Origin of the sequence: Pelosinus fermentans JBW45, from assembly GCF_000271665.2 — a bacterium.
In the GTDB taxonomy this organism is placed as follows: Bacteria; Bacillota; Negativicutes; order DSM-13327; family DSM-13327; genus Pelosinus; species Pelosinus baikalensis.
In genome coordinates, this window is the sequence record NZ_CP010978.1 from 715,312 (window position 1) to 736,442 (window position 21,131).

The 21,131-nt window shown below is 41.4% G+C and carries 21 protein-coding genes; all 21 read left to right on the plus strand.

The window, feature by feature from the left end; genetic code table 11:
- Nucleotides 1–18: 18 nt before the first annotated feature.
- The 21 genes from atpD (at nt 19) to JBW_RS02970 (ending at nt 21,043) form a co-directional block, all read left to right on the plus strand.
- On the plus strand, nt 19–1,428 hold the full coding sequence (gene atpD, locus JBW_RS02870) for a F0F1 ATP synthase subunit beta (RefSeq protein WP_007958875.1): 1,410 nt from the start codon (nt 19–21) through the stop codon (nt 1,426–1,428).
- Between the two features lie 3 nt (nt 1,429–1,431).
- Nucleotides 1,432–1,842: a F0F1 ATP synthase subunit epsilon gene (locus JBW_RS02875; protein WP_007958877.1), complete on the plus strand. Its 411-nt coding sequence runs from the start codon at nt 1,432–1,434 to the stop codon at nt 1,840–1,842.
- Nucleotides 1,843–1,967: 125 nt separating this feature from the next.
- Nucleotides 1,968–2,723 (plus strand): YwmB family TATA-box binding protein, encoded by a 756-nt coding sequence (locus tag JBW_RS02880; protein ID WP_007958879.1) that lies wholly within the window; start codon nt 1,968–1,970, stop codon nt 2,721–2,723.
- Between the two features lie 63 nt (nt 2,724–2,786).
- Nucleotides 2,787–4,064 (plus strand): UDP-N-acetylglucosamine 1-carboxyvinyltransferase, encoded by a 1,278-nt coding sequence (gene murA, locus JBW_RS02885; protein WP_007958881.1) that lies wholly within the window; start codon nt 2,787–2,789, stop codon nt 4,062–4,064.
- A 199-nt stretch (nt 4,065–4,263) separates the two neighbouring features.
- Nucleotides 4,264–5,256 carry a stage II sporulation protein D gene (gene spoIID, locus JBW_RS02890; protein ID WP_007958883.1) on the plus strand — a complete coding sequence of 331 codons (993 nt, stop codon included), beginning with the start codon at nt 4,264–4,266 and terminating at the stop codon, nt 5,254–5,256.
- 55 nt (nt 5,257–5,311) lie between these two features.
- Nucleotides 5,312–6,037, plus strand: coding sequence for a M23 family metallopeptidase (locus JBW_RS02895; protein WP_007958885.1), 726 nt, complete (start codon nt 5,312–5,314; stop codon nt 6,035–6,037).
- 152 nt (nt 6,038–6,189) lie between these two features.
- On the plus strand, nt 6,190–6,456 hold the full coding sequence (spoIIID, locus tag JBW_RS02900; protein WP_007938964.1) for a sporulation transcriptional regulator SpoIIID: 267 nt from the start codon (nt 6,190–6,192) through the stop codon (nt 6,454–6,456).
- A 151-nt stretch (nt 6,457–6,607) separates the two neighbouring features.
- Nucleotides 6,608–7,636 (plus strand): rod shape-determining protein, encoded by a 1,029-nt coding sequence (locus JBW_RS02905; RefSeq protein ID WP_007958886.1) that lies wholly within the window; start codon nt 6,608–6,610, stop codon nt 7,634–7,636.
- 48 nt (nt 7,637–7,684) lie between these two features.
- A complete protein-coding gene (flgF, locus tag JBW_RS02910) occupies nt 7,685–8,428 on the plus strand; it encodes a flagellar basal-body rod protein FlgF (protein ID WP_007958888.1) in 744 nt (247 codons plus the stop codon).
- Nucleotides 8,429–8,612: 184 nt separating this feature from the next.
- A complete protein-coding gene (gene flgG / locus JBW_RS02915) occupies nt 8,613–9,401 on the plus strand; it encodes a flagellar basal-body rod protein FlgG (protein WP_007958890.1) in 789 nt (262 codons plus the stop codon).
- Between the two features lie 9 nt (nt 9,402–9,410).
- Nucleotides 9,411–10,406, plus strand: coding sequence for a flagellar basal body P-ring formation chaperone FlgA (flgA, locus tag JBW_RS02920; RefSeq protein WP_007958892.1), 996 nt, complete (start codon nt 9,411–9,413; stop codon nt 10,404–10,406).
- A 61-nt stretch (nt 10,407–10,467) separates the two neighbouring features.
- Nucleotides 10,468–11,067 carry a flagellar basal body L-ring protein FlgH gene (locus tag JBW_RS02925; RefSeq protein ID WP_007958894.1) on the plus strand — a complete coding sequence of 200 codons (600 nt, stop codon included), beginning with the start codon at nt 10,468–10,470 and terminating at the stop codon, nt 11,065–11,067.
- A gap of 13 nt (nt 11,068–11,080) precedes the next feature.
- Nucleotides 11,081–12,193, plus strand: coding sequence for a flagellar basal body P-ring protein FlgI (locus JBW_RS02930; protein ID WP_007958895.1), 1,113 nt, complete (start codon nt 11,081–11,083; stop codon nt 12,191–12,193).
- A 14-nt stretch (nt 12,194–12,207) separates the two neighbouring features.
- Nucleotides 12,208–12,585, plus strand: coding sequence for a rod-binding protein (locus JBW_RS02935; protein WP_007958896.1), 378 nt, complete (start codon nt 12,208–12,210; stop codon nt 12,583–12,585).
- A 207-nt stretch (nt 12,586–12,792) separates the two neighbouring features.
- Nucleotides 12,793–14,199, plus strand: a complete 1,407-nt coding sequence (locus JBW_RS02940; RefSeq protein ID WP_036681551.1) for a phosphodiester glycosidase family protein — start codon at nt 12,793–12,795, stop codon at nt 14,197–14,199.
- A gap of 50 nt (nt 14,200–14,249) precedes the next feature.
- Nucleotides 14,250–14,558: a biotin/lipoyl-containing protein gene (locus JBW_RS02945; RefSeq protein ID WP_007958907.1), complete on the plus strand. Its 309-nt coding sequence runs from the start codon at nt 14,250–14,252 to the stop codon at nt 14,556–14,558.
- A gap of 7 nt (nt 14,559–14,565) precedes the next feature.
- Nucleotides 14,566–16,380: a SpoIVB peptidase S55 domain-containing protein gene (locus JBW_RS02950; protein ID WP_036681605.1), complete on the plus strand. Its 1,815-nt coding sequence runs from the start codon at nt 14,566–14,568 to the stop codon at nt 16,378–16,380.
- 397 nt (nt 16,381–16,777) lie between these two features.
- Nucleotides 16,778–17,551 (plus strand): MlaE family ABC transporter permease, encoded by a 774-nt coding sequence (locus JBW_RS02955; protein WP_007958909.1) that lies wholly within the window; start codon nt 16,778–16,780, stop codon nt 17,549–17,551.
- A gap of 19 nt (nt 17,552–17,570) precedes the next feature.
- A complete protein-coding gene (locus JBW_RS02960; RefSeq protein ID WP_007958910.1) occupies nt 17,571–18,335 on the plus strand; it encodes an ABC transporter ATP-binding protein in 765 nt (254 codons plus the stop codon).
- Entirely contained in the window at nt 18,332–19,606 is a 1,275-nt protein-coding gene (locus JBW_RS02965) for an MlaD family protein (protein WP_007958911.1), read from the plus strand. The genes JBW_RS02960 and JBW_RS02965 overlap by 4 nt, the downstream gene beginning before the upstream one ends.
- Nucleotides 19,607–19,738: 132 nt before the next feature.
- The gene (locus JBW_RS02970; protein WP_007958912.1) at nt 19,739–21,043 is read left to right on the plus strand and encodes a TolC family protein; all 1,305 of its coding nucleotides are present in this window, start codon (nt 19,739–19,741) and stop codon (nt 21,041–21,043) included.
- The last annotated feature ends 88 nt before the right edge of the window (nt 21,044–21,131 follow it).

A 21,131-nucleotide genomic window follows, 5' to 3' on the forward strand; every position in this document is an offset into this window, starting at 1 on the left:
AAAAGGAGGGGGAACCCTTTGAGTACAGGTAAAGTGATACAGGTTATTGGACCTGTTGTTGATATTGAATTCCCTCCGGAGCAGCTACCTGCCATCTATAACTCTGTTAAAATCGCAGATACGTCTACAGACGTAGAAGTCAGCCTAACGGTAGAGGTTATGCAGCATCTTGGAGACAATCTTGTTCGCTGTGTTGCTATGTCTTCTACAGATGGTTTGACTCGCGGTATGCAAGCGATAGATACTGGCGCCCCAATTAAAATTCCTGTGGGTAAAAGTACGCTGGGCCGGGTATTTAATGTACTAGGTGATACAGTAGACAATAATGAAGCCCCGGTAGAAGCGGAAGATCATTGGCCCATTCATCGTCCAGCACCAAGTTTCGAAGAGCAAGAGACATCGACACAAATTCTGGAAACGGGTATTAAAGTCGTAGACTTGATCGCTCCTTATTCCCGGGGTGGTAAAATTGGCTTGTTTGGTGGCGCGGGTGTAGGAAAGACCGTACTGATCATGGAGCTTATTCGCAACATCGCCACGGAACATGGCGGGTACTCTGTATTTGCGGGCGTAGGTGAACGTACCCGTGAAGGGAATGATCTTTGGGTAGAAATGCAAGAGTCTGGTGTTATTGAAAAAACCGCATTGGTATATGGACAGATGAATGAACCGCCAGGAGCCAGAATGCGGGTTGCTTTAACAGGTCTTACTATGGCAGAATATTTTCGTGATGTAGGTGGTCAGGATGTATTGTTCTTCGTGGATAATATTTTCCGCTTTATTCAAGCCGGTTCAGAAGTTTCTGCATTGTTAGGACGTATGCCGTCAGCTGTAGGCTATCAGCCAACATTGGCGACAGATGTAGGGGCATTGCAAGAACGTATTACCTCCACGAAAAAAGGTTCGATTACTTCCGTACAAGCCGTATATGTACCTGCAGATGACTTGACAGATCCAGCTCCTGCGGCAACGTTTGCCCATCTGGATGCTACGACTGTACTATCCAGACAAATTTCGGAGCTGGGTATTTATCCTGCAGTGGATCCCTTGGATTCCACATCCCGAATTGTTGATCCTAACATTATTGGGGAAGAGCATTATCATGTGGCCCGGGGTGTGCAGGAAGTGCTGCAGCGCTATAAAGAATTACAGGATATTATCGCCATCTTGGGTATGGAAGAATTATCGGATGAAGACAAACTTACCGTATCCAGAGCACGTAAAATACAACGTTTCTTAAGTCAGCCTTTCTTTGTGGCAGAAGCTTTCACGGGTACGCCAGGTAAATACGTGCCATTAAAAGAAACCATTCGAGGCTTTAAAGAAATTTTAAGCGGCAAATACGATGCTTTGCCGGAAAGCGCCTTCTATATGGTTGGTTCCATTGATGAAGTGGTGGAAAAGGCACGGACAATGAAAGGGGAATAATAAATGGCGAAAACAATTCGGCTGGATATTGTTACCCCAGAGAAAATGGCTTTTTCTGCTGAGGTTAGTATGGTGATTGCTCGGACGACAGCTGGGGATGTTGGTATTCTTCCAGGGCATGCTCCCCTGATTGCTGCATTGGCGATCTGGCCTCTTCGCATCATTACAGATGGTGAAGAGATACCAATATCCATGTGTGGTGGCTTTATTGAGGTGCAGCCTGAAAAAATTACGATATTAGCAAATTGTGCGGAGCTTCCAGAGGAAATTGATGTTGAGCGGGCCGAAACGGCCAAAGCACGTGCACAGAGTCGTTTGCGTGATAGTAACTCAGACGTTGCTAGAGCGGAAGTCGCCCTCAAAAGAGCTATGGTTCGCTTGCGGGTTGCAGAGCATAATAAACATAAAATGTAAATCAAATACAAAAAGCAGACTGGGTAGTAAATGATACTCAGTCTGCTTTTTGTATATCCCATCGAACAAGTGGCAAGAATAGGCATATAGAGTAAAAGATAACCTGCTTTTAAAGGATGGGAAGAATGAATACTATTTTTAGATTGGGAGTAATAATCGGATGTTTATTGTTAGTCTTATTTGCTGCCGTAGGATATGCGCCTGCTGCCTCGTCAGAACCATTACCTGCCGCCATGAAAGCAACTGGCGCACAATTGGAGGAATACAGCATAAATGCATGGGTGAAATTGCCGCAAGACCATTACAGCGATGAGGAATTGCAAACGGTAGTAGTGCAAGTTATGGAGCAATTAGCAATGGACTCTAAAAGCGATGAGATAATTCATCAGCAAAGAAATAAAAATCGGATTGTAAAGGCGGAGCGCATTAGATCCGGCGATCATGTTGTTGTAATGGCTCAAGTTGTTCCCAACCAGAAAAATAGCGCAAGAGAAGAAGCATATCTAGTGATTAATATGGAGTCATTGACCAAAGAATATACCTCTATTATCCTCTTACAAGAAAAAATAAATAGGATTGTTAAAAAAATTGGTGATTCACCAAGGATTAGCACTTGCTTGATTGGCTGGCTTGATGGTAAACTAATGGATGGAGAGTCAGAGAGTATGTTAAAAAGTGCTTTCTTGGCAATCGATGGTGCCATTGTTGATCAACTCCAGCAAGAACAGTATGTAAGTGTTACTGGTTTTTCTTCTGCAATTCAGGAGTATCTGCAAGTTGGCGGCAAAAAAATCAATATAAATATTGCAATTCGCTATAGTCAGTATGATAATCGTACCTATGTGATTGTCGGGTCACCGATTATTACTCGGGAATACTAATTTGTAAAATTGAACTTTTTCTACAATCTATTTTTAGTAGTGTTTTTGGGAGGATATAACCTTATGGAGAAATTAGTTATCCGCGGAGGTAACAAATTATACGGAACCATTAAAATTAGTGGAGCAAAGAATGCAGTGCTGCCTCTTATCGCGGCAACATTACTTGGTACATCACAAAGCACTCTTGAAGGCATACCTGATTTGGAAGATGTACGTACCTTTAGCCAAGTTCTTAAGCATTTAGGAGTAGCAGTAGAGTATAATAAAGAAGAGCAGATGATGTTTGTTGATAGCACGGTAATCAGCAGTTGCGAAGCACCTTATGAATTGGTGCGCAAAATGCGTGCTTCTTTTTTGATTATGGGTCCCTTGCTGGCTCGTTATGGGCATTCTAAGATATCCCTGCCAGGTGGCTGCGCCATTGGCACTCGTCCAATTGATTTGCATTTAAAAGGTTTTGAAGCATTAGGTGCTAAAATTGATATCGGTCATGGATATATTGAAGCTACAGCGCCGAATGGCTTAATTGGAGCACGAATTTACTTGGATTTTCCTAGTGTAGGTGCTACAGAAAATATTATGATGGCAGCTAGTATGGCCAAAGGGCAGACAATTTTGGAAAATCCGGCTCATGAACCGGAAATTGTAGATTTAGCCAATTACTTAAATACCATGGGAGCAAATGTTCGGGGAGCAGGTACAAATGTAATCAAAATTGAAGGTGTACCTGAATTAAAAGGTAAAGTGTATGAAGTGATTCCTGATCGTATAGAAGCTGGAACTTATATGGTAGCAGCGGCTATGACAGGCGGCGACTTATATGTGGAAAATGCCTTGCCTGAGCATCTAAAGCCAGTGATTGCAAAACTAAAAGAAGCGGGTGCGACCATTGAAGAGGATATAAATGGTATACGCGTTAAAAGTGATGGCAAGTTGCGAGCCATTGATATCAAAACCTTGCCGTATCCTGGTTTTCCTACAGATATGCAAGCTCAATTTATGGCAATGACGACAGTATCTCAAGGGACAAGCGTAGTGAGTGAAACTGTATTTGAGAATCGTTTTATGCATGTAGATGAACTAAAACGCATGGGGGCCAATATCAAAATTGATGGGCGAAGTGCAGTAGTCGAGGGAGTAGCGGCATTAACTGGCTGTCCAGTGAAAGCGACAGACCTTAGAGCCGGAGCTGCTTTAGTATTAGCAGGTTTAGTGGCTGAGGGGGAAACAGAAGTGGGATATCTTCATCACATTGACCGTGGCTACGATGGTCTAGTAGAAAAATTATGCGGTGTTGGCGCCGATATCAAACGTGTTGGTACAGCAGAACCTAAAAAATAAATAAACAAATTTAAAACTGGTGAGACATTGTCTTGCCAGTTTTTTTTAGAAAAAACTTTTAATTCTCCATATTCTTTGCGCTTCAAAATGTTTTTTATTTATGTTCCCAAGGATGCGTTAATGATTTGGTTCCCAGTCATACTTACCCCAGGCTTGGCATAGAATGTAGTACTTATGTAGAGCAGGAGGAGGGGCATGTGTGAAGAAAGTACTAGCATGGACGGTTTTGTTGGTGCTGGTGTTGGTGATTGTTATTCCGATTCTAGTGATAGGCGGTTTTCACGGAGAGCCAAGGCAGGGTGGGAGTGCTAAAATGGCAAAAGGCGATCATATCATCATCAAAGTTTATTTTCATGAACAGCAGAAAATCGTTGAAATAAAGTTAGAAGAGTATTTAAAAGGTGTAGTAGCGGCAGAAATGCCTGCTGAATTTGAACTGGAAGCTTTGAAAGCCCAGGCAGTAGCAGCGCGGACTTATGCTGTGAAAAATATGACAGCCTTTGGCGGCAGTGGCCTGGCAGAACAGCCTGGTGCTGATGTGAGTACCGATTACAAGCAAGGTCAGGCATGGATAAATGAAGAGGCGCTAAAGAAACGCTGGGGGAGTAACTATGCGAAATTCTGGGATAAAATTAGCCAGGCAGTTGAGGAAACAAGTGGTGAAGTAGCTACTTATAATGGGGAATTCATTCAGGCGGTATATCATTCTACCAGTGGGGAAAAGACAGCAAGTGCAAAAGAGGTATGGGGGTTTGATTATCCTTACTTACAAAGTGTACCCTGTACATGGGATCATAAATCTCCCCGATATTATGATAAAAAAGAATTTTCTTTTGCTCAGGTGGAACAACTATTAGGTCCAGAAACGCAAGTCGTAGCTGCTATGCAAAATAATAGCAGTGGAGCTATGGCTATTTTGAATACCACTGAATCTGGGCGAGTAGGCCAAATTCGCATTGGCAGCAAAGTATTCTCTGGGGCAGAGGTAAGGGAAAAACTGGATTTGCGCTCTAATAATTTTAATGTAGAGCTAAAAGACAATAAGATCGTTGTCAATACAATCGGTTATGGGCATGGTGTGGGTTTATGCCAATATGGAGCCAATGGTATGGCGAAAGAAGGCATGGATTATCGGCAAATTATTACGAAATACTATACTGGCGTGGCTCTTAAGAATATAAACGCCTACTAATAGGAGACTGTTTAAAAAGAATTTTTATCGGACATACTGAGTATGAGGTGATAGTATGTCAAAATTAAAAATTCCTGCTTTCTCTTTTATCACGCTGCATTTAAAAAAAATAAATACAAGTTTATACAGACGACGTTTTTATCGAGAGCAGATCCCCTTTAAAAGCCTGTATACTGGTGCATGCTTATTAATGCTGGCAAGTGTATTAGTAGCAGCTGTGTTTATAACGATACATAAGAAAGAGCTAAATATTGTTGTCATTCCCCAGCAGGATCAGGAAGAGCAAGTCTCTGCTCCTACTGGGGTATTGATCGTAGACGAGAAAGCGGCTTTACCTCAAGAAGCAGCTTCGGCATCCGCGCCAGTGGCAAAAGGCCAGCTATCTACAGGGGATTCAGAACGTTTTCTAGGAGTAAAAGGTGAGATAAAAGTAAAGTTCGGCTGGTATTTACATCCATTGTATAACGATTGGCGTTATCATACAGGAATTGATGTAATAGGACGTAAGGGACAGAGCGTATCGGCCATACATAATGGGCAGGTAACTGAAATATTCCAGGATGTAAATAGTGGATTGACCGTAGTGGTAAAACATAATAATTATCAAGTATACTATGGATCTCTTTTGAAGGTTGCCGTTGAAAAAGGAGACTTTATTCAAGCAGAACAAGAGATTGGCAAAATGGGCAGCTGTGATGCCGAACCATATGATCATTTACACTTAGCAATCAAAGAAAATGATGACTATGTAGATCCTTTACTGATAATAAACAAAGACTAAGATTCTTATGGGCGTAATGTGACGCCAGTAGTATCAGTTCGTAAATGACAAGCGAATAAAAAAGTAGCCTTTAAAAAGCACAGTAGTGCTTTTTTTTATTTTGTCCGCATATATATATGTTAGCAAAGCAAGGGTGAGGGGGCAGAAAGGTTATGAAGGATTATATCCGTAAAAGGGTATTGGACATTTGTCAGCACATTTTGGAGAGTAAGCATACGGTGCGGCAATCAGCCATAGTGTTTGGGGTAAGTAAAAGTACGGTGCATAAGGATATGATAGAAAGATTGCCGCTTGTGAATAAAAAAATGGCAAACCGTGTAAGGGTGATATTGGAGCAAAATAAGGCGGAACGTCATATTCGCGGTGGAGAAGCCACACGAAAAAAATATAAGGAAGCGGGAGAAAATAGCAAAAAATAAAGGATTTTTTTTATTCATGTAGAATGGAAACAAGTGAAACTATTTTTTAAGGCGTTAATTAACCACAAAGGCATAGTTGTATTTTCTTAGTCTTTGTGGTTTAAATAAAAACTAAAGAATGGACAAGTAGGAGTAGGAGAGGGGATTATTCATGTTTGGAATGTCAATGGACATTGGTGTAGATCTAGGGACTGCCAACGTTTTGGTGTACATAAAAGGTAAAGGGATTGTATTGCGAGAGCCATCAGTAGTGGCGATCGATCGTGATTCCAATACAGTATTGGCCGTAGGAGAAGAGGCGCGTCGAATGCTTGGACGAACTCCCGGCAACATTATTGCTATTCGGCCACTACGAGAAGGCGTCATTGCAGATTATGATACTACGGAAAGCATGCTGCGTCATTTTATTAGCAAAGTCGTTCCCAAGAACTTCTTTTTTAAACCTCGCATCATGGTTTGTATACCTTCCGGTGTCACAACAGTTGAAAAACGGGCAGTACTAGAGGCTGCAGTGCAGGCTGGTGCTAAAAAGACCTATTTGATTGAAGAACCCTTAGCTGCAGCTCTTGGTGCAGGATTAGATATTTCAGAACCATTTGGTTCTATGGTGGTTGATATTGGCGGCGGCACGACGGATGTAGCAGTATTAAGTTTGGGCGGTATTGTAGTGAGTGAATCATTGCGAATTGGCGGAGATAAGTTCGATGAGGCTTTAGTGCGTTATGTGAAACGAGAATATAACGTGATGATTGGTGAGCGCACTGCGGAACAGATCAAAGTTACCATTGGTACAGCATTGGTCTCAGGACGTAATGAAAGTATGGAAATTCGCGGACGGGATTTAGTCTCTGGCTTGCCGAAAACATTACGTATTACATCAGCTGAAACCTTCGATGCATTAAATGAGTCTGTGTCCTTGATTGTTCAACGGGTGAAAACGGTACTGGAAATCACTCCTCCTGAATTGTCATCTGACATTATGGATCGGGGCATTGTCATGACTGGCGGTGGTTCGATGCTTTATGGTTTGGACAAGTTGATTCAGCAAGAGACTGGTATTCCTACCTATTTAGCAGAAGATCCCCTTTCTTGCGTGGCATTAGGTACAGGAAAAGCCTTGGATTCATTAGGCACGTTAGAAGATAGTCTGACAACATTAAAAAGAGGCAGTATCGCCTAATGAAGCGGTGCTCGTAAAATTTTTGAGAATGAAAAAGGGAGTGATTACATGATTCGCGGTTTATATACAGCTGCTTCTGGTATGCTTGCAGAGGCAGAACGTATTGATGTTACCTCCAATAATTTAGCAAATGCTAATACTGCTGGATTTAAAAAGGATGTGGCTGTTACTAAAGATTTTGCTAACATTTTAATTTCTCGCGTTAATGATGGCGGGGAAGCTCCTGTTATTGGTGGTATGGGAACTGGGGTGTTAGTGGATGAAGTGGCAACGATGCATACTGGCGGTTCTATAAGAACTACGGGGAATGCCTTTGACTTAGCAATTGAAGGAAGAGGTTTTTTTGCCGTGCAAACTCCTCAGGGATTGCGATATACACGTAATGGTACTTTTGCAAAAAGCACACGAAACCAATTAGTTACAAGTGATGGATATCAGGTATTAGGAGAAAATGGTCCGATTACGATCGATGGCAATAAAATGTCGGTTGACGAAAATGGACGCGTAATTGTTGATAATGAGGTAGTAGGACAGCTGAGAATGGAAGAATTTTCCGATGAAAAACAGCTTTCCAAGGAAGGATCGAGTCTGTTTGCTGCAGCCCAAGGTGCACAAGCGCAGCCAGCGACTGGTAGTGTAATACAAGGAGCCTTAGAAATGTCTAACGTGAACGTTGTTGGGGAAATGGTGAATTTGATTACTAATTATCGTTCCTATGAAATAAATGCTAAAGTAGTACGTTCTCATGATGATTTATTGGGAAAGGCTGCCAATGATATCGCAAAACTATAAAACTTTATTTTTTATTTAAGATTTTGCTCTATTGTGGCGATATTATAAGTAGGATTAGTTAAGGTCCTACTGTTATAATTTAGTATACATATGTGGAGTTAATGTTTATGTTTTACAATTAAGTTTGATATCGGGTAAGGTTTTTAGCAATATATTTCATGTGATTAGGGAGGATTTTTAGACTATGATGAGATCATTATGGACTGCTGCGTCAGGAATGGTTGCCCAACAGGCGAACATTGATGTGGTTTCCAATAACTTGGCAAATGTTAATACGACAGGATTTAAAAAGAGTCGCTCAGATTTTGAAGATTTAATGTATCAAACCATGAGACAATCGGGGAGCGCCACTGGTGCAGATACTCAATTACCTACTGGAATCCAATTGGGTAGCGGGGTACGCCAAGTAGCTACTCAAAAAATTTATACTCAAGGTCCGACTCAATCAACTGGTAATGATCTTGACATGACGATAGAAGGAGATGGCTTCTTTCAAATAACTATGGCTGATGGAACAATTAATTACACGCGTGATGGTGCATTTAAACGAGACGATCAGGGAAGAATTGTCACTTCGGAAGGATATCCTCTAGAACCAGCCATTACCATTCCGGAAGGTTCTTCTAAGATTGAAATATCGTCTGATGGTCGCGTTTCAGCTCAGTTAGCAGGTCAGAATGCATCGCAAGAATTAGGACAAATACAGCTTGTTAAATTTGTAAATCCTGCAGGTCTGGATAGCACCGGACATAACCTGCTAAAAGAGACTGCAGCTTCAGGAACTCCGGTTGCCAGTGATCCCGGGGTGGATGGAACAGGAACAATTATGCAAAAATATTTAGAAATGTCTAATGTTCAAGTTGTAGAAGAAATGGTGAATATGATTGTAGCGCAGAGGGCTTATGAAATTAATTCAAAGGCCATTACTACATCAGATAATATGCTGGAACAAGCTGCTAACTTGAAACGCTAGGTGAAAGCAATGAGTAAGAGAGTGTGTTTGCTTATCTTATTCCAAATTTGCTTATTGATACGTTCGGTTTTTGCTGAGAGTACAGTAGTCGTCTTTGATGAGCAGGTCAGAGTGAGTGGCGCCGCAGTCATCAACCTTGGACAATTAGCTAAGATCAGCGGGGATGACGAGGAAAACAATCAAAAACTGCGTCAGCTGAAGATTGGTGATGCACCTGTTCCAGGCAGCAGTTTTGTGTTAACCAAAGAAGTCATCAATATGCGATTGGCGGCAGCGGGGATTGATTTAGCAAGTGCTATGTGGATTATTCCTGATCGTGTGACTGTGATTGGTGACTCGCAGGTTATAAGTGCGCAAACATTGCTTGATAAAGGAACAAACACTATTCGGGATCAAGTGGGACCTAATGTGAAATATGATGATTTACATATATTTTATGTTGGACGTGAACAAGATGTAACAGTACCTGTGGGGAATGTTGCTCTATCCGCGTCTTTACCTTATGGGATTCGTTATAATACTCCCACTACGGTAATGATTTCTATAAGTGTGGATGGACAAGCTGTTACCAAAGTGGGTCTGAGATTTAAGGTGAATTTATATCGTCTGGTAACGGTGGCAGCCCGTCAAGTGAATGCCCGTGAGATCTTTACTGAAGATGATTTGCGGTATGAGCGGATGGATACGGGACAAATTGCAGCGGGTTTTATTACCGATAAGAACAAGTTACTCGGATTAATGGCCAGACGCTTAATAACTCCAGGTATGGTGATAAGCGATTCCATGGTAAATAAGCCTGTAATCGTTAAACGGGGCAATATGGTAACTCTAACTGCTTTTATTGGCAATATAGAAGTAATAGCCTCGGGGCAGGCTATGCAGGACGGCTATGAAAATCAATTGATCCGCATTAAAAATGTCAGCTCTAATAAAATTGTTTTGGGTAAGGTTATTGATGAAGACAAGGTGCAAGTAGTAACATATAAGAGTGCTTCTGCCTCTTAAAAAATAGTTGCTTTGGATGAATAAAATTTCGTAGAGTGAGTAGAAAGTGAAGGTGTAGAATATGTTTAACCTAACAAAAAAAAATATTGGTTTGCTGTTAGGTTTCCTGTGCCTAATGTTCTTGGTAGCAACTCCGGTCTCTGCGATGTCCTTGTGGAGTGATAGTGGAGCTAGTAGCAGCTTGTATGGTGATTATAAGGCTCGTGCCGTTGGCGATACTCTTACTATCATCATCAGCGAAAATTCTAGTGCGAATCGTGCTGGTAACGCTGCAAATTCTAAGTCGACCAGCTTAAATATGAATGCTGGAACGGGAATCTTTCATGGAATTGCATCTGCTACAGCAGGTAATTCTGACAGCTTTCAGGCTAAGGGTTCCCTTGTCAATACCAATAACGTTACGGCAAGAATGACGGCTCAGGTGCTTGAGGTGAAGCCTAACGGGGACTTAATTGTCTCTGGAACACAAAGTATCAAACAAAATGGTGAAGAACAAAAGATTACGATTTCCGGAATTGTACGTCAAGCGGACATTTCAGCTGATAATACCATATTGTCTACTTACATAGGTAACGCTCAAATAAAAATAGATGGCAATGGTCCGATTGCTAGAAAGCAGCGTCAAGGGATTATTAGCCAATTACTGAACTTCTTGTTTTAAAACGGAGGATATTATGCGCAGGTTAATCATCATGATAACGATTTTATCTTGTGCTATGGCGATTGTGCCAACAGCACTAGCAGCCAGCTCAATAACACGGATAAAAGATGTAGCAAAAGTACAAGGTGTTAGAGCCAATCAACTGGTGGGATATGGGTTGGTAACCGGGCTGGCTGGTACAGGTGATTCAAATACACTTGTCCAAACGAGACAGTCCATTGCCAATATGCTAAAAAGTTTTGGCTTAACAGTAACTGATTCCCAGCTTAAATCGAAAAATGTAGCAGCGGTTATGGTCACTGCTCAATTACCAGCTTTTGTAAAGCCCGGTGATACCATTGATATGACAGTATCTTCCATGGGAGATGCGAAAAGTCTTCAAGGCGGTATTTTGCTGCAAACGCCCTTGAAGGCAGCGAATGGACAAGTGTATGCCGTAGGACAGGGGCCTGTTTCTACAGGTGGTTTTAGTGCAAGTGGTGGTGGCAGCAGTCTACAAAAGAACTTTCCAACTACTGGCACTACCCCCAATGGTGCAATTGTAGAACGTGAGGTACCTACCCAATTGATATCGCCCAGTGGTTCGATTACACTGGCTTTGAGTCAGCCTGACTTTACTACTGCTGCTCGGATTGGTGACGCTATTAACAATCGGTTTGGTAATATTTCCACGACTCGTGATCCAGGTACTGTGGTGGTTTCAGTTCCTAGTACTTACGACAACGACGTGGTGGGATTCGTCGCTTCCATAGAAGAACTCTATATTAATCCTGATACTATTGCCAAGATTATAATTAATGAACGCACAGGTACCATTGTAATGGGTTCCAATGTTACGATTGATGAAGTAGCTGTAGCGCAAGGTGGACTCAGTATTCGTATTGACAGAACCACAGATGTATCTCAGCCACCGCCTTTTTCTGGTGGATCTACAGTGGTTACAAATAATACTTCTGTTGATGTGAAAGAAGATAAAGCAAATGTTATGGTATTGCCTTCTACGGCGAGTGTAGGTGATGTTGTAAATGCATTAAATGCCATTGGTGCAACACCAAGGGATATTATCTCTATATTGCAGGCTATGAAGGCTGCTGGAGCCTTACATGCTGACTTGCAGATTATTTAGGTAGGTGGATACGAGTGCAGATAGCAGGAATTAGTTCATCAAGTATGATAAGTAATTTGGATTCTGTGCAAACTAAGGCTAAAGGTGATTTTGCTGAGCATTTAGCACAGGAAACAGAAAAAGCGCAGCAGGTAAAAGATAATGCTAAGTTAAAAAAGACTTGTCAGGACTTAGAGGCTGTATTTCTAAATATTATGATGACGAATATGCGTAAGACGGTGGATAAGTCCAAATTAGTAGATAGTTCTAAGGAAGAGACGATGACATCTATGTTGGACGCAGAAATGACAAAAGATATGGCAAAGGCTGGAGGTATTGGATTGGCGGATATGCTTTACCGTCAATTACGTACTCCGGATCCTGTCAGCAATAAGTCCCAGGCACCGAAATAGTGCCTGGGTTTTTCTCATCAGTAAGGAAAGTGTAAGTTTTATTAGGGGGATATTGAACCGCAGAGAACACAGAGAGCGCAGAGGGTGTACGCTGAGGCGATGTTGTTATATCTCTGTGTTCTCTGCGCCTCTGTGGTTCGTAAAGAACGTGTTAGAGTCTTTCGTATTTTAAAATGTGCTAGTGGTTTTCTTAGGGGGAATATAACAATGAAAATTTTTAAACGTGTGTACATATTGATGATGCTGATCATTTTTTGTTCGCAGATCGTGTGGGCAGCTCCAGCTAAGCCTGTGCTGCAAAAAGTTCGTTACAGCCAAAGCGCAGAGCAAGTACGTATTGTATTTGATGTAAATGAACTGCCTGAATATACCGCTCAGCTTTCTGCCAATCAGGATCAGATTATTATTGATTTTACGAATACAGATAGTAGTAAAATACCAATATTGCAATTAAACGATCCGATTGTTAGTAACGTGCAAATTATCCAGGTACAGCCAGGCAAACAGCGAGTAGTCATTAATCTCAAAAAACCGATTGTGTCTTATAAATTGTTTACACTATCGAATCCCAAGCGGATTGTAATTGATATTGTAAAAGAATTTGACCGTAAGTATGAGGAACAAATTGGAACTGGTTTAAAGTATATCTCTTTATATCGCAGTATTAAGGCAGGACCTATTTCTGCATATGTGGTGGATCTAGCTCCAGGCAGCGATTATGTCATAAAGCCAGTATTGTCCAATAATGCGATTGTGGATTTAGAAAAAGTACAAGCGATGGCAGAACGTAATAAAGGCATCGCTGCCGTTAACGCTTCTTATTTTGCTCTTAATGGCGAAATCATAGGGCTGCTGAAAATGAATGGTGAAATTGTGAGTTCTCCTACAATTGGACGAACTGCCTTAGGAATCTTGCCTGATGGTAAGATATTGTTTGACCAGATTGACTATAAGGGTACGGTTACCTTACCAGATGGAGCTACAATTGCTATTACGGGGGTGAATCATGAGCGGGGACAGGATGATTTAATTCTGTATAATAATTATTATGACAATATGACCGGTGCAAATGAATATGGTACGGATTATATTGTGAGTCAAGATGTTATTACTGCAGTCGTACATGGTAATGCTGTTATTCCACCGGGAGCAGTTGTGCTTTCAGCTCATGGCAGCAACGAAAAAGCATTATCCAGTTTGAAAGTGGGTGATGCAATAAAAATTAACCAGACACTTGGTTCCGTTTGGGATAAGACAATATATGTCATTGGGGCAGGTCCCCGCTTGATTAAAAATAACAGTGTATTCTTAACCAGTAAAATAGAAGAATTTCCTCCAGATATAGCAGTCGGAAGAGCGCCTCGTACCGCAGTCGGCGTAACGAAAGATGGACATGTTCTGCTTGTTGTAGTGGATGGAAGGCAGCAGCATAGTATGGGAGTGACGCTGTTAGAATTAGCCTTATTGATGCAAGAGTTTGGAGCTGTGGATGCGATGAATTTGGATGGCGGAGGCTCTAGTGAGATGGTCGTTAAAGGTAAAATTATGAATAAACCCTCCGATGGGCGCGAGAGATCAGTAGGAGATGCATTAATTATTGTTCCTAAGGATTGATAATTCATGCTAATGCTGTATAATGAAACTAAGTAAGGAGGTGGCTTACCATGCTTCATAGAAAAAGCATAGCAGTTTTGGTAATCGGTTTTGTGCTAATCGTTGGCAGCTTATTAGTTACTGCAAATAGTGTTGTAGAACAAAAGGCCTCTCTGGCTGGAACCATTACAAGTAATGGCTTGGTTAAACCGGGGACTACTGTCCGTGAAGGTGACGTGTTGGTGAAGATCGACACAATAACGGGGGCGATACCAGCATCAAGGGCCACAGCTAATGGCGTTGTAAAAGAAGTTTTAGTTTCACCGGGAGTTTCAGTTGCTGTTGGTGATGTAGTTGCTCGTATTGAAATCGGTAAATAAAGAAAGGATGATATATTTGGTAAAACTATGCAGGCAGTGTCGTCTGGCACTGCTTATTTTTTTATTAATGCTGCCGATGTCCTTAGTATGGGCTGCACCCGAGATCATGCCAGTAGAGAATATAAAGGTAGGTATGCAGGGAATTGGCAAAACTGTAGTTTCTGGTACTAAGTTAGAAGAATTTGGTGTAGAAGTATTAGGAATTATGAAAAACAAAGGGCCAGCAGGGGATTTGATTTTGGTGCGAACCTCTGGAGACGTTATTGACCGAACGGGAGGAATTGCACAAGGAATGAGCGGCAGTCCCGTCTATATTGATGGCAAGCTGGTAGGAGCGGTGGCCTATGGCTGGTCATTGACCGACCATAAAGTTGGCATGGTCACTCCTATTGGGGATATGCTGAAATTATGGGATATGCCTGACAATTATAACGATACGATGCAGTTTATGAAGGAAATACCAGATTTTGAGCCAATGACCACACCATTGATGGTATCTGGTTTTAGTGAACACGCTTTAACAATGTTGCAAGACAAACTTAAACCTTTTAATTTGGTACCTCAAGAAGTAGGAGAAGCTCCTTCAGATGTTGTGTTTGCTCCTCTAGAACCAGGGAGTGCTGTAGGAGTTGAGTTAGTTCGCGGCGATGTGAGTGTGGGAGCTTTGGGTACTGTTACTTACGTGGAAGATAATAAAGTCTTAGCATTTGGTCATCCATTTTTGAAGAAGGGGAATATTGGATACTTCATGACCAATGCCTACGTGTTTTCCACTGTTAATGGCTTAGAAAACTCATTTAAAGTCGGTACGATGGGAGAACCTGTCGGTATTATCAACCAGGATCGAGGAGCAGGAATTGCTGGATACCTTAGCAGGTATCCCACCATTATCCCGATACGCATCATCGTGAAAGATAATGATACTGGACAAACCCAGGATGCAGCAGTACAAGTGGTAAAAGATGAGCAGCTCTCATCCATTTTGTCGGCTACCACTATGTTCAATGTCATTGACAAGACCATGGATCGGGTAGGGCCGGGAACAGCTAAAGTTAGTTTTGAAATTTCTGGTCAAAATATGCCTGGAGGGATTATTACTCGAGAAAATATGTTTTACAGCCCTGCCAGTATCGGTGAAGCGGCTGTGGGTGAGTTTTTGGAAGCCATGGCAATGCTAACGGGGAATCCATACAATCCAGTTAATCTGATGGATGTTAAGGTCCATGTTTCTGTTAGCGAAGAGCGTCGTACCGCTACTATTGTGGAAGCCCAGACAAAAACTCCTAGTGTAAAGCCTGGGGAAAATGTTGAAATTGGCGTAAAAATAAAGCCGTTTCGCGGCGAGCCGATTCAGCACAGCGTTTCCTTTGCTGTTCCTAAAGATCAGCCGGAAGGGCCTCTTACCCTAGAAGTGCGTGGAGGCGGCATGGTCCCTTTAATCCAGCTGTTAGCTAAAAATCAGGGAGTGGATGAAGGGTTACTAATGCTCAGCAATCCAAAGCCAAAAAACCAGAGCTTCGCTGATGTGGTTAAAGAATTTATGGAACGTGACCGCAACAATGAAATTGTTGTAGAAGTGCTGGATATGGGAATGAATGATCTATTCGGCAATGCTACTTTAGGTAAAGATAAAACCAATAACAAGAAGCAAGAGAAAGGTATAGTAGAAAATACAGTTTCTCTGAAAACTGATATTAAAGCTGTAAATGCTAAGGATAAGATAAAGCAAGGAAAAGTAAAAAACAGCATTACCACAGATTATATCATTGACGGTGATACACAAGTCGTAGTCAACGTAGTAAAAGCCCCAGCGAAAAAATAGATAAAGAAGACTTTGATTGCAGAGGGGACTCAAACCTCCTCTGAATCAGAGTCTTCTTTATTTTTTGTCTATGAAGATGGAATATATAAGGTCGCGCCATCGTCCTGGTTTAAAAGTTTTATTTAAAGAGAATGTTGAACCGCAGAGCGCACAGAGGTTGCAGAGGACACAGAGTGAACTGAGGGGGATTTTTTAATTTTATCAATCTTTTCTCTGTGTTCTCTGTGCCTCTGCGGTTCATTTTTTCTTTATTTTTTCGATCCATGTTTTACTATTCCATCAATTTCCCCTGCACGGGGTGCAGGGAACTTGCGTTTTTTATGGAATACTTCATAATAAGACAATTTTTTAATATAATTGTAATAGTAAAGTTTAAATGTCAATGTGAGGGATTATAATGTTGCTAGCTATAGTAGAAAGCATTGGACGGCAAGTGATTCTTTGGATGGAAAATAGCGGTCGGATTGTTATCCTGTTAGGCAATACCTTATTTCATTTGCGGGAAAAGCCTAGAATGAAACATGTACTGCATCAAATGGCGCATCTAGGTGTAGATTCTTTGCCAATCGTATTGCTGACGATTTTATTTACAGGTATGGTAATTACACTGCAAACTGCCACTGAATTTATTAAATATGGTGCTCAGTCGTCTGTGGGAGGCGTTGTGGCAATTGCCATGGCAAGGGAACTAGCCCCTGTTTTAACAGGAGTGGTAGTTGCAGGACGTGTAGGAGCAGCCATTACGGCAGAGATTGGTTCTATGAAGGTTACAGAACAAATTGATGCGCTGCGGGTGATGGCCATTAACCCTATCAAATATTTAGTAGTACCCAGGTTATTAGCTTGTGTTATTATGGTACCTATATTAGTCATCTTTGCTGATATCATTGGTACAGTAGGTGGTTACTTGGTAGCCACCTTATACGCTGATATCAGCTCTTTTACCTATATTCATTCTATTACACTTTTTACTGTAGTTAATGATATAATAGGCGGTTTGGTTAAGGCCATGTTCTTTGGCGGTATTATTGCGATTATCGGCTGTTATAAAGGCTTAACAACAGGTGAGGGCGCTGAAGGTGTGGGGCGGGCTACAACCGCATCCGTAGTTAGCTCGATTATTCTGATTTTCATTAGCAATTATTTTTTGTCTTTAGTGCTGTATCGGTAAGCGAGAGGATGGTGAATGAATGATAAAATTGGAAAAGATTAGCATGAGTTTTCATGGAAAATATATATTGCAAGGCATTGATCTGGAAGTAAAGAAAGGGGAGACCTTAGTCGTAATCGGCCCCAGCGGTTCGGGAAAAAGTACGCTGCTGCGTTTAATGGTGGGGCTCTTAAAGCCTACCCAGGGAGAGGTGTGGATTAAAGGACAAGAAATCTCTCATTTATCAGAGGATAATTTAAACAAAGTTCGTATTGGTATGGGGATGGTTTTTCAGTACTCTGCCTTATTTGATTCCATGACAGTAGGAGACAATGTGGCCTTTGGACTTCGCGAACATACCACGATGACCGAGGCTGAGATTCATAAAATTGTCACTCGTAATCTTCGCATGGTGGGACTAGCAGGGCAGCAGGATGTCATGCCCAATGAGTTATCAGGAGGCATGAAGAAACGGGTAAGCTTAGCCAGAGCTATTGCAATCAGACCGGAAATCATGTTATATGATGAACCGACAGCAGGTTTAGACCCGATTATGTCAGGAACCATTGATCGGCTGATTATGAATGCCAAGCGTGTGTTAGGTGTTACCTCTGTAGTCGTCACCCATCATATGTCCAGTGCTTTTAAAATAGCTGATCGTGTTGCCATGATTCATGGAGGACGCATTATTGAGGTGGGGACGGTAGAGCAAATCAAACAGTCTGAAAACCCTGTGGTACAGCAATTCATTCTTGGGCTAAAGTCACCTAGCGCATATGTAAGAAGGAGGTCGGAAATGAGATGAATATAAGTACGGAAGCGAAAGTCGGTTCGATGAGTCTGATCGCCTGTATGTTATTGGTATATATTGTTATTCATTTGAGTGGCTTTACCTTTGGCGATAAAGGGTATCCGGTGCAGGCTGTATTTAGGCAAGTAAATGGAATTAAAGAAGGAAACATAGTACGATATGCCGGTGTGGATGTTGGACGAATAAAAGAAGTACGTGTCTTGCCACAAGAGGGAGTGCAAGTGACGATGCTAATGGATCCGGGAGTTAAAATTCCAGAAGGATCAAAATTTCTCATTGGTGCTGATGGGTTAATGGGAGAAAAATATATTAACATTATCCCGACAGATCACAGCTCTAGTTATTTATTACCGAATGCCAAGGTAAAAGGGGAAGAGATCCAAGGCTTGGATGAGCTCATTGCCTCATCAGATCGAGTATTAGCAGAGGTTCATGATTTAGTAAAATCCCTAAATGAGATTGTAGGGGATGACAAAGTCAAAGCTGCCATGAAAAATACCATTCTGAATGCGCAGGAAATCACGGATAATATGAATATCATGATGGGGAATCTTGCACGTATGACCCAAGAAAATGGTGACATTGATGTCACAGTAAAAAATTTAAGTGCGATGTCGCGCAGCTTGCGGGAAGCTGCGGCAAGAGCAGAAATCATGATGCAGGCAGTAGACAATGATGGGCAGACGGCAAGAGATCTGCAGGTAACCCTTGTTAATATTAAAAATACCAGCATCCGTGTAGAAAAAATGGCAGCAGCTTTAGAAGGGGTAGTAACAGACCCTGCGACTGCGCAAAATATCAAAGAAACATTAAAAAATGCTCGTATGGCAAGTGAGAGAGCGAATAAGATGTTAACAAAGGTATCTTCCATCGATACGAAAGTGGGATTTGAGACATTATATAATCGGGATACTGGGAAATATAGCAGCAATGCAGATTTGAAAATTAATACCTCACCTACGGATTTTGCTATTATTGGAGTAAGTCATATAGGTGACGGCAGTAAAGGAAATTTTCAGGTTGGCAAAGGTAATGAGGAGTTTGCAGGCAGAGCTGGCGTGATTGACAGTAAAGTGGGGGTGGGGGTAGATACAAAAATTGGCAAACAGATGTCATTGTCATTAGATGTCTATGATCCCCAAGATGTACGGGTGAAATTGCGCTCTTTATATCAAGTCGCTCCAGACACATTTATTGTAGGACAGAGTGACGGGATCAATAAGCAGGATGAGCAGACGTATTTTGGAGTACGAAGAAATTTTTAAAGAAAAAAATGAATGATATTTGCAGTGATCATTTGATTGACAATAACTGGACTTCATCCTATAATTAATACAGATTGATGATATTGACTAACTAGTCATAGCTCTTTGATGAATTGAGGAGGATTTTTTTACATGATGAAACAAACTCATTGGAAAAAGCAATTGATGGCAGCACTGACAGGTGGATTTCTGGTGTTACACTCGGTAAGTGCATTCGCAGCACCGATAGAACTATCTTTGGAAGAGAGTATTGCAAGAGCTTTGCAGAACAATCCTGCAATTAAGATAGCAGATGCAGATAGACAGGGAGCCGAGTATGATATACGTGTAGCAAAAGGTGGAAAATTACCTACGTTGAAGTTAGAGCACTCTGATGGCCGTTCGAAAACATATGTAAAAGACATTGCAAGTATCGGGAATGAATTTGGCAGTTCTGTTACTTTGGGAATGAATCTATATACGGGTGGAGAAGTCGAGGGGGCTATAGAAAAAGCCAAGATTGGCTTAAAAGTGGCTGATTTGGATGTTGAGAAAAGTAAACAGCAAATAAAATTAGATGCTACGAATGGCTATTTTACGATTCTGCAAACGAGAAATACCGTAAAGGTTGATCAAGAATCCGTGGATCAAATGGCAGCTCATTTAAAAAATGTAGAAGCGCAATACAATGTGGGAACCGTAGCAAAATCTGACGTACTACGCTCTCAGGTAGAACTTGCAAATAATCAGCAAACACTAACTAAAGCGCAAAATGCTTATGAAATAGCAGTTTCCAATTTGAATAATGTAATGGGACTGCCATTAGATACAGAAATACAAATCAAAAATGAACTGGTTCATGAGCCTTATAACTTATCATTAGAGGATAGTATTAATTATGCTATGAGCAATCGTCCAGAAGCAATCCAAGCAGATCACAATATAGAGATCGCAAAACAATCCGTCAAAATCGCAAAAGCTGGTAATTTACCTACTGTGGCTGCTAGTGCCAGCCAAAGGTGGGCTGATGATGATTTTCCAGGAACGGATGACAATGGTTGGTCCATTGGTTTGAAAGCTACCTGGACTCCTTTTGATTCTGGTGTAACCAATGCCCAAATTAAGAAGTCAAAATCTGAGGTAGAAAAATCATTGCAAACAGCAAAACAAACAAAAGACGCAGTTCAACTCGAAGTACGTCAGGCGTACTTAAATATGATAGAAGCGGAAAAGCGTATTAGTACCTCTCAAGTGACAGTTGAGCAAGCCGATGAAGATTTCAAAATTGCTCAAGTCCGTTACAGTGCTGGGGTGGGAACGAATACAGATGTAATCGATGCACAAGTAGCCTTAACACAAGCGAAGAATAATTACATTCAAGCAATGTATGATTTCAATACAAGTAAAGCGAACTTAACAAAGGCTATGGGAGTACCTGTAGAAACTGTAAAAGAATAGATTGTAAAAAGAGCTGGGAATATCTCAGCTCTTTTTGGTAAGCACCAGAAAATATAAAAATCCTCCCTTTGTGTCCTTTGCGTCTTTG

Bases quoted from the DNA above. Each gene is read 5' to 3' on its own strand.
- JBW_RS02965 (WP_007958911.1), top strand. From the start codon at position 18,332: ATGAATATAAGTACGGAAGCGAAAGTCGGTTCGATGAGTCTGATCGCC.
- JBW_RS02960 (WP_007958910.1), top strand. From the start codon at position 17,571: ATGATAAAATTGGAAAAGATTAGCATGAGTTTTCATGGAAAATATATA.
- JBW_RS02905 (WP_007958886.1), top strand. From the start codon at position 6,608: ATGTTTGGAATGTCAATGGACATTGGTGTAGATCTAGGGACTGCCAAC.
- JBW_RS02925 (WP_007958894.1), top strand. From the start codon at position 10,468: ATGTTTAACCTAACAAAAAAAAATATTGGTTTGCTGTTAGGTTTCCTG.
- flgG (WP_007958890.1), top strand. From the start codon at position 8,613: ATGATGAGATCATTATGGACTGCTGCGTCAGGAATGGTTGCCCAACAG.
- JBW_RS02880 (WP_007958879.1), top strand. From the start codon at position 1,968: ATGAATACTATTTTTAGATTGGGAGTAATAATCGGATGTTTATTGTTA.
- JBW_RS02950 (WP_036681605.1), top strand. From the start codon at position 14,566: ATGATATATTTGGTAAAACTATGCAGGCAGTGTCGTCTGGCACTGCTT.
- JBW_RS02930 (WP_007958895.1), top strand. From the start codon at position 11,081: ATGCGCAGGTTAATCATCATGATAACGATTTTATCTTGTGCTATGGCG.
- JBW_RS02895 (WP_007958885.1), top strand. From the start codon at position 5,312: ATGTCAAAATTAAAAATTCCTGCTTTCTCTTTTATCACGCTGCATTTA.
- JBW_RS02955 (WP_007958909.1), top strand. From the start codon at position 16,778: ATGTTGCTAGCTATAGTAGAAAGCATTGGACGGCAAGTGATTCTTTGG.
- JBW_RS02940 (WP_036681551.1), top strand. From the start codon at position 12,793: ATGAAAATTTTTAAACGTGTGTACATATTGATGATGCTGATCATTTTT.
- flgF (WP_007958888.1), top strand. From the start codon at position 7,685: ATGATTCGCGGTTTATATACAGCTGCTTCTGGTATGCTTGCAGAGGCA.
- JBW_RS02875 (WP_007958877.1), top strand. From the start codon at position 1,432: ATGGCGAAAACAATTCGGCTGGATATTGTTACCCCAGAGAAAATGGCT.
- JBW_RS02970 (WP_007958912.1), top strand. From the start codon at position 19,739: ATGATGAAACAAACTCATTGGAAAAAGCAATTGATGGCAGCACTGACA.
- murA (WP_007958881.1), top strand. From the start codon at position 2,787: ATGGAGAAATTAGTTATCCGCGGAGGTAACAAATTATACGGAACCATT.
- spoIIID (WP_007938964.1), top strand. From the start codon at position 6,190: ATGAAGGATTATATCCGTAAAAGGGTATTGGACATTTGTCAGCACATT.
- JBW_RS02945 (WP_007958907.1), top strand. From the start codon at position 14,250: ATGCTTCATAGAAAAAGCATAGCAGTTTTGGTAATCGGTTTTGTGCTA.
- flgA (WP_007958892.1), top strand. From the start codon at position 9,411: ATGAGTAAGAGAGTGTGTTTGCTTATCTTATTCCAAATTTGCTTATTG.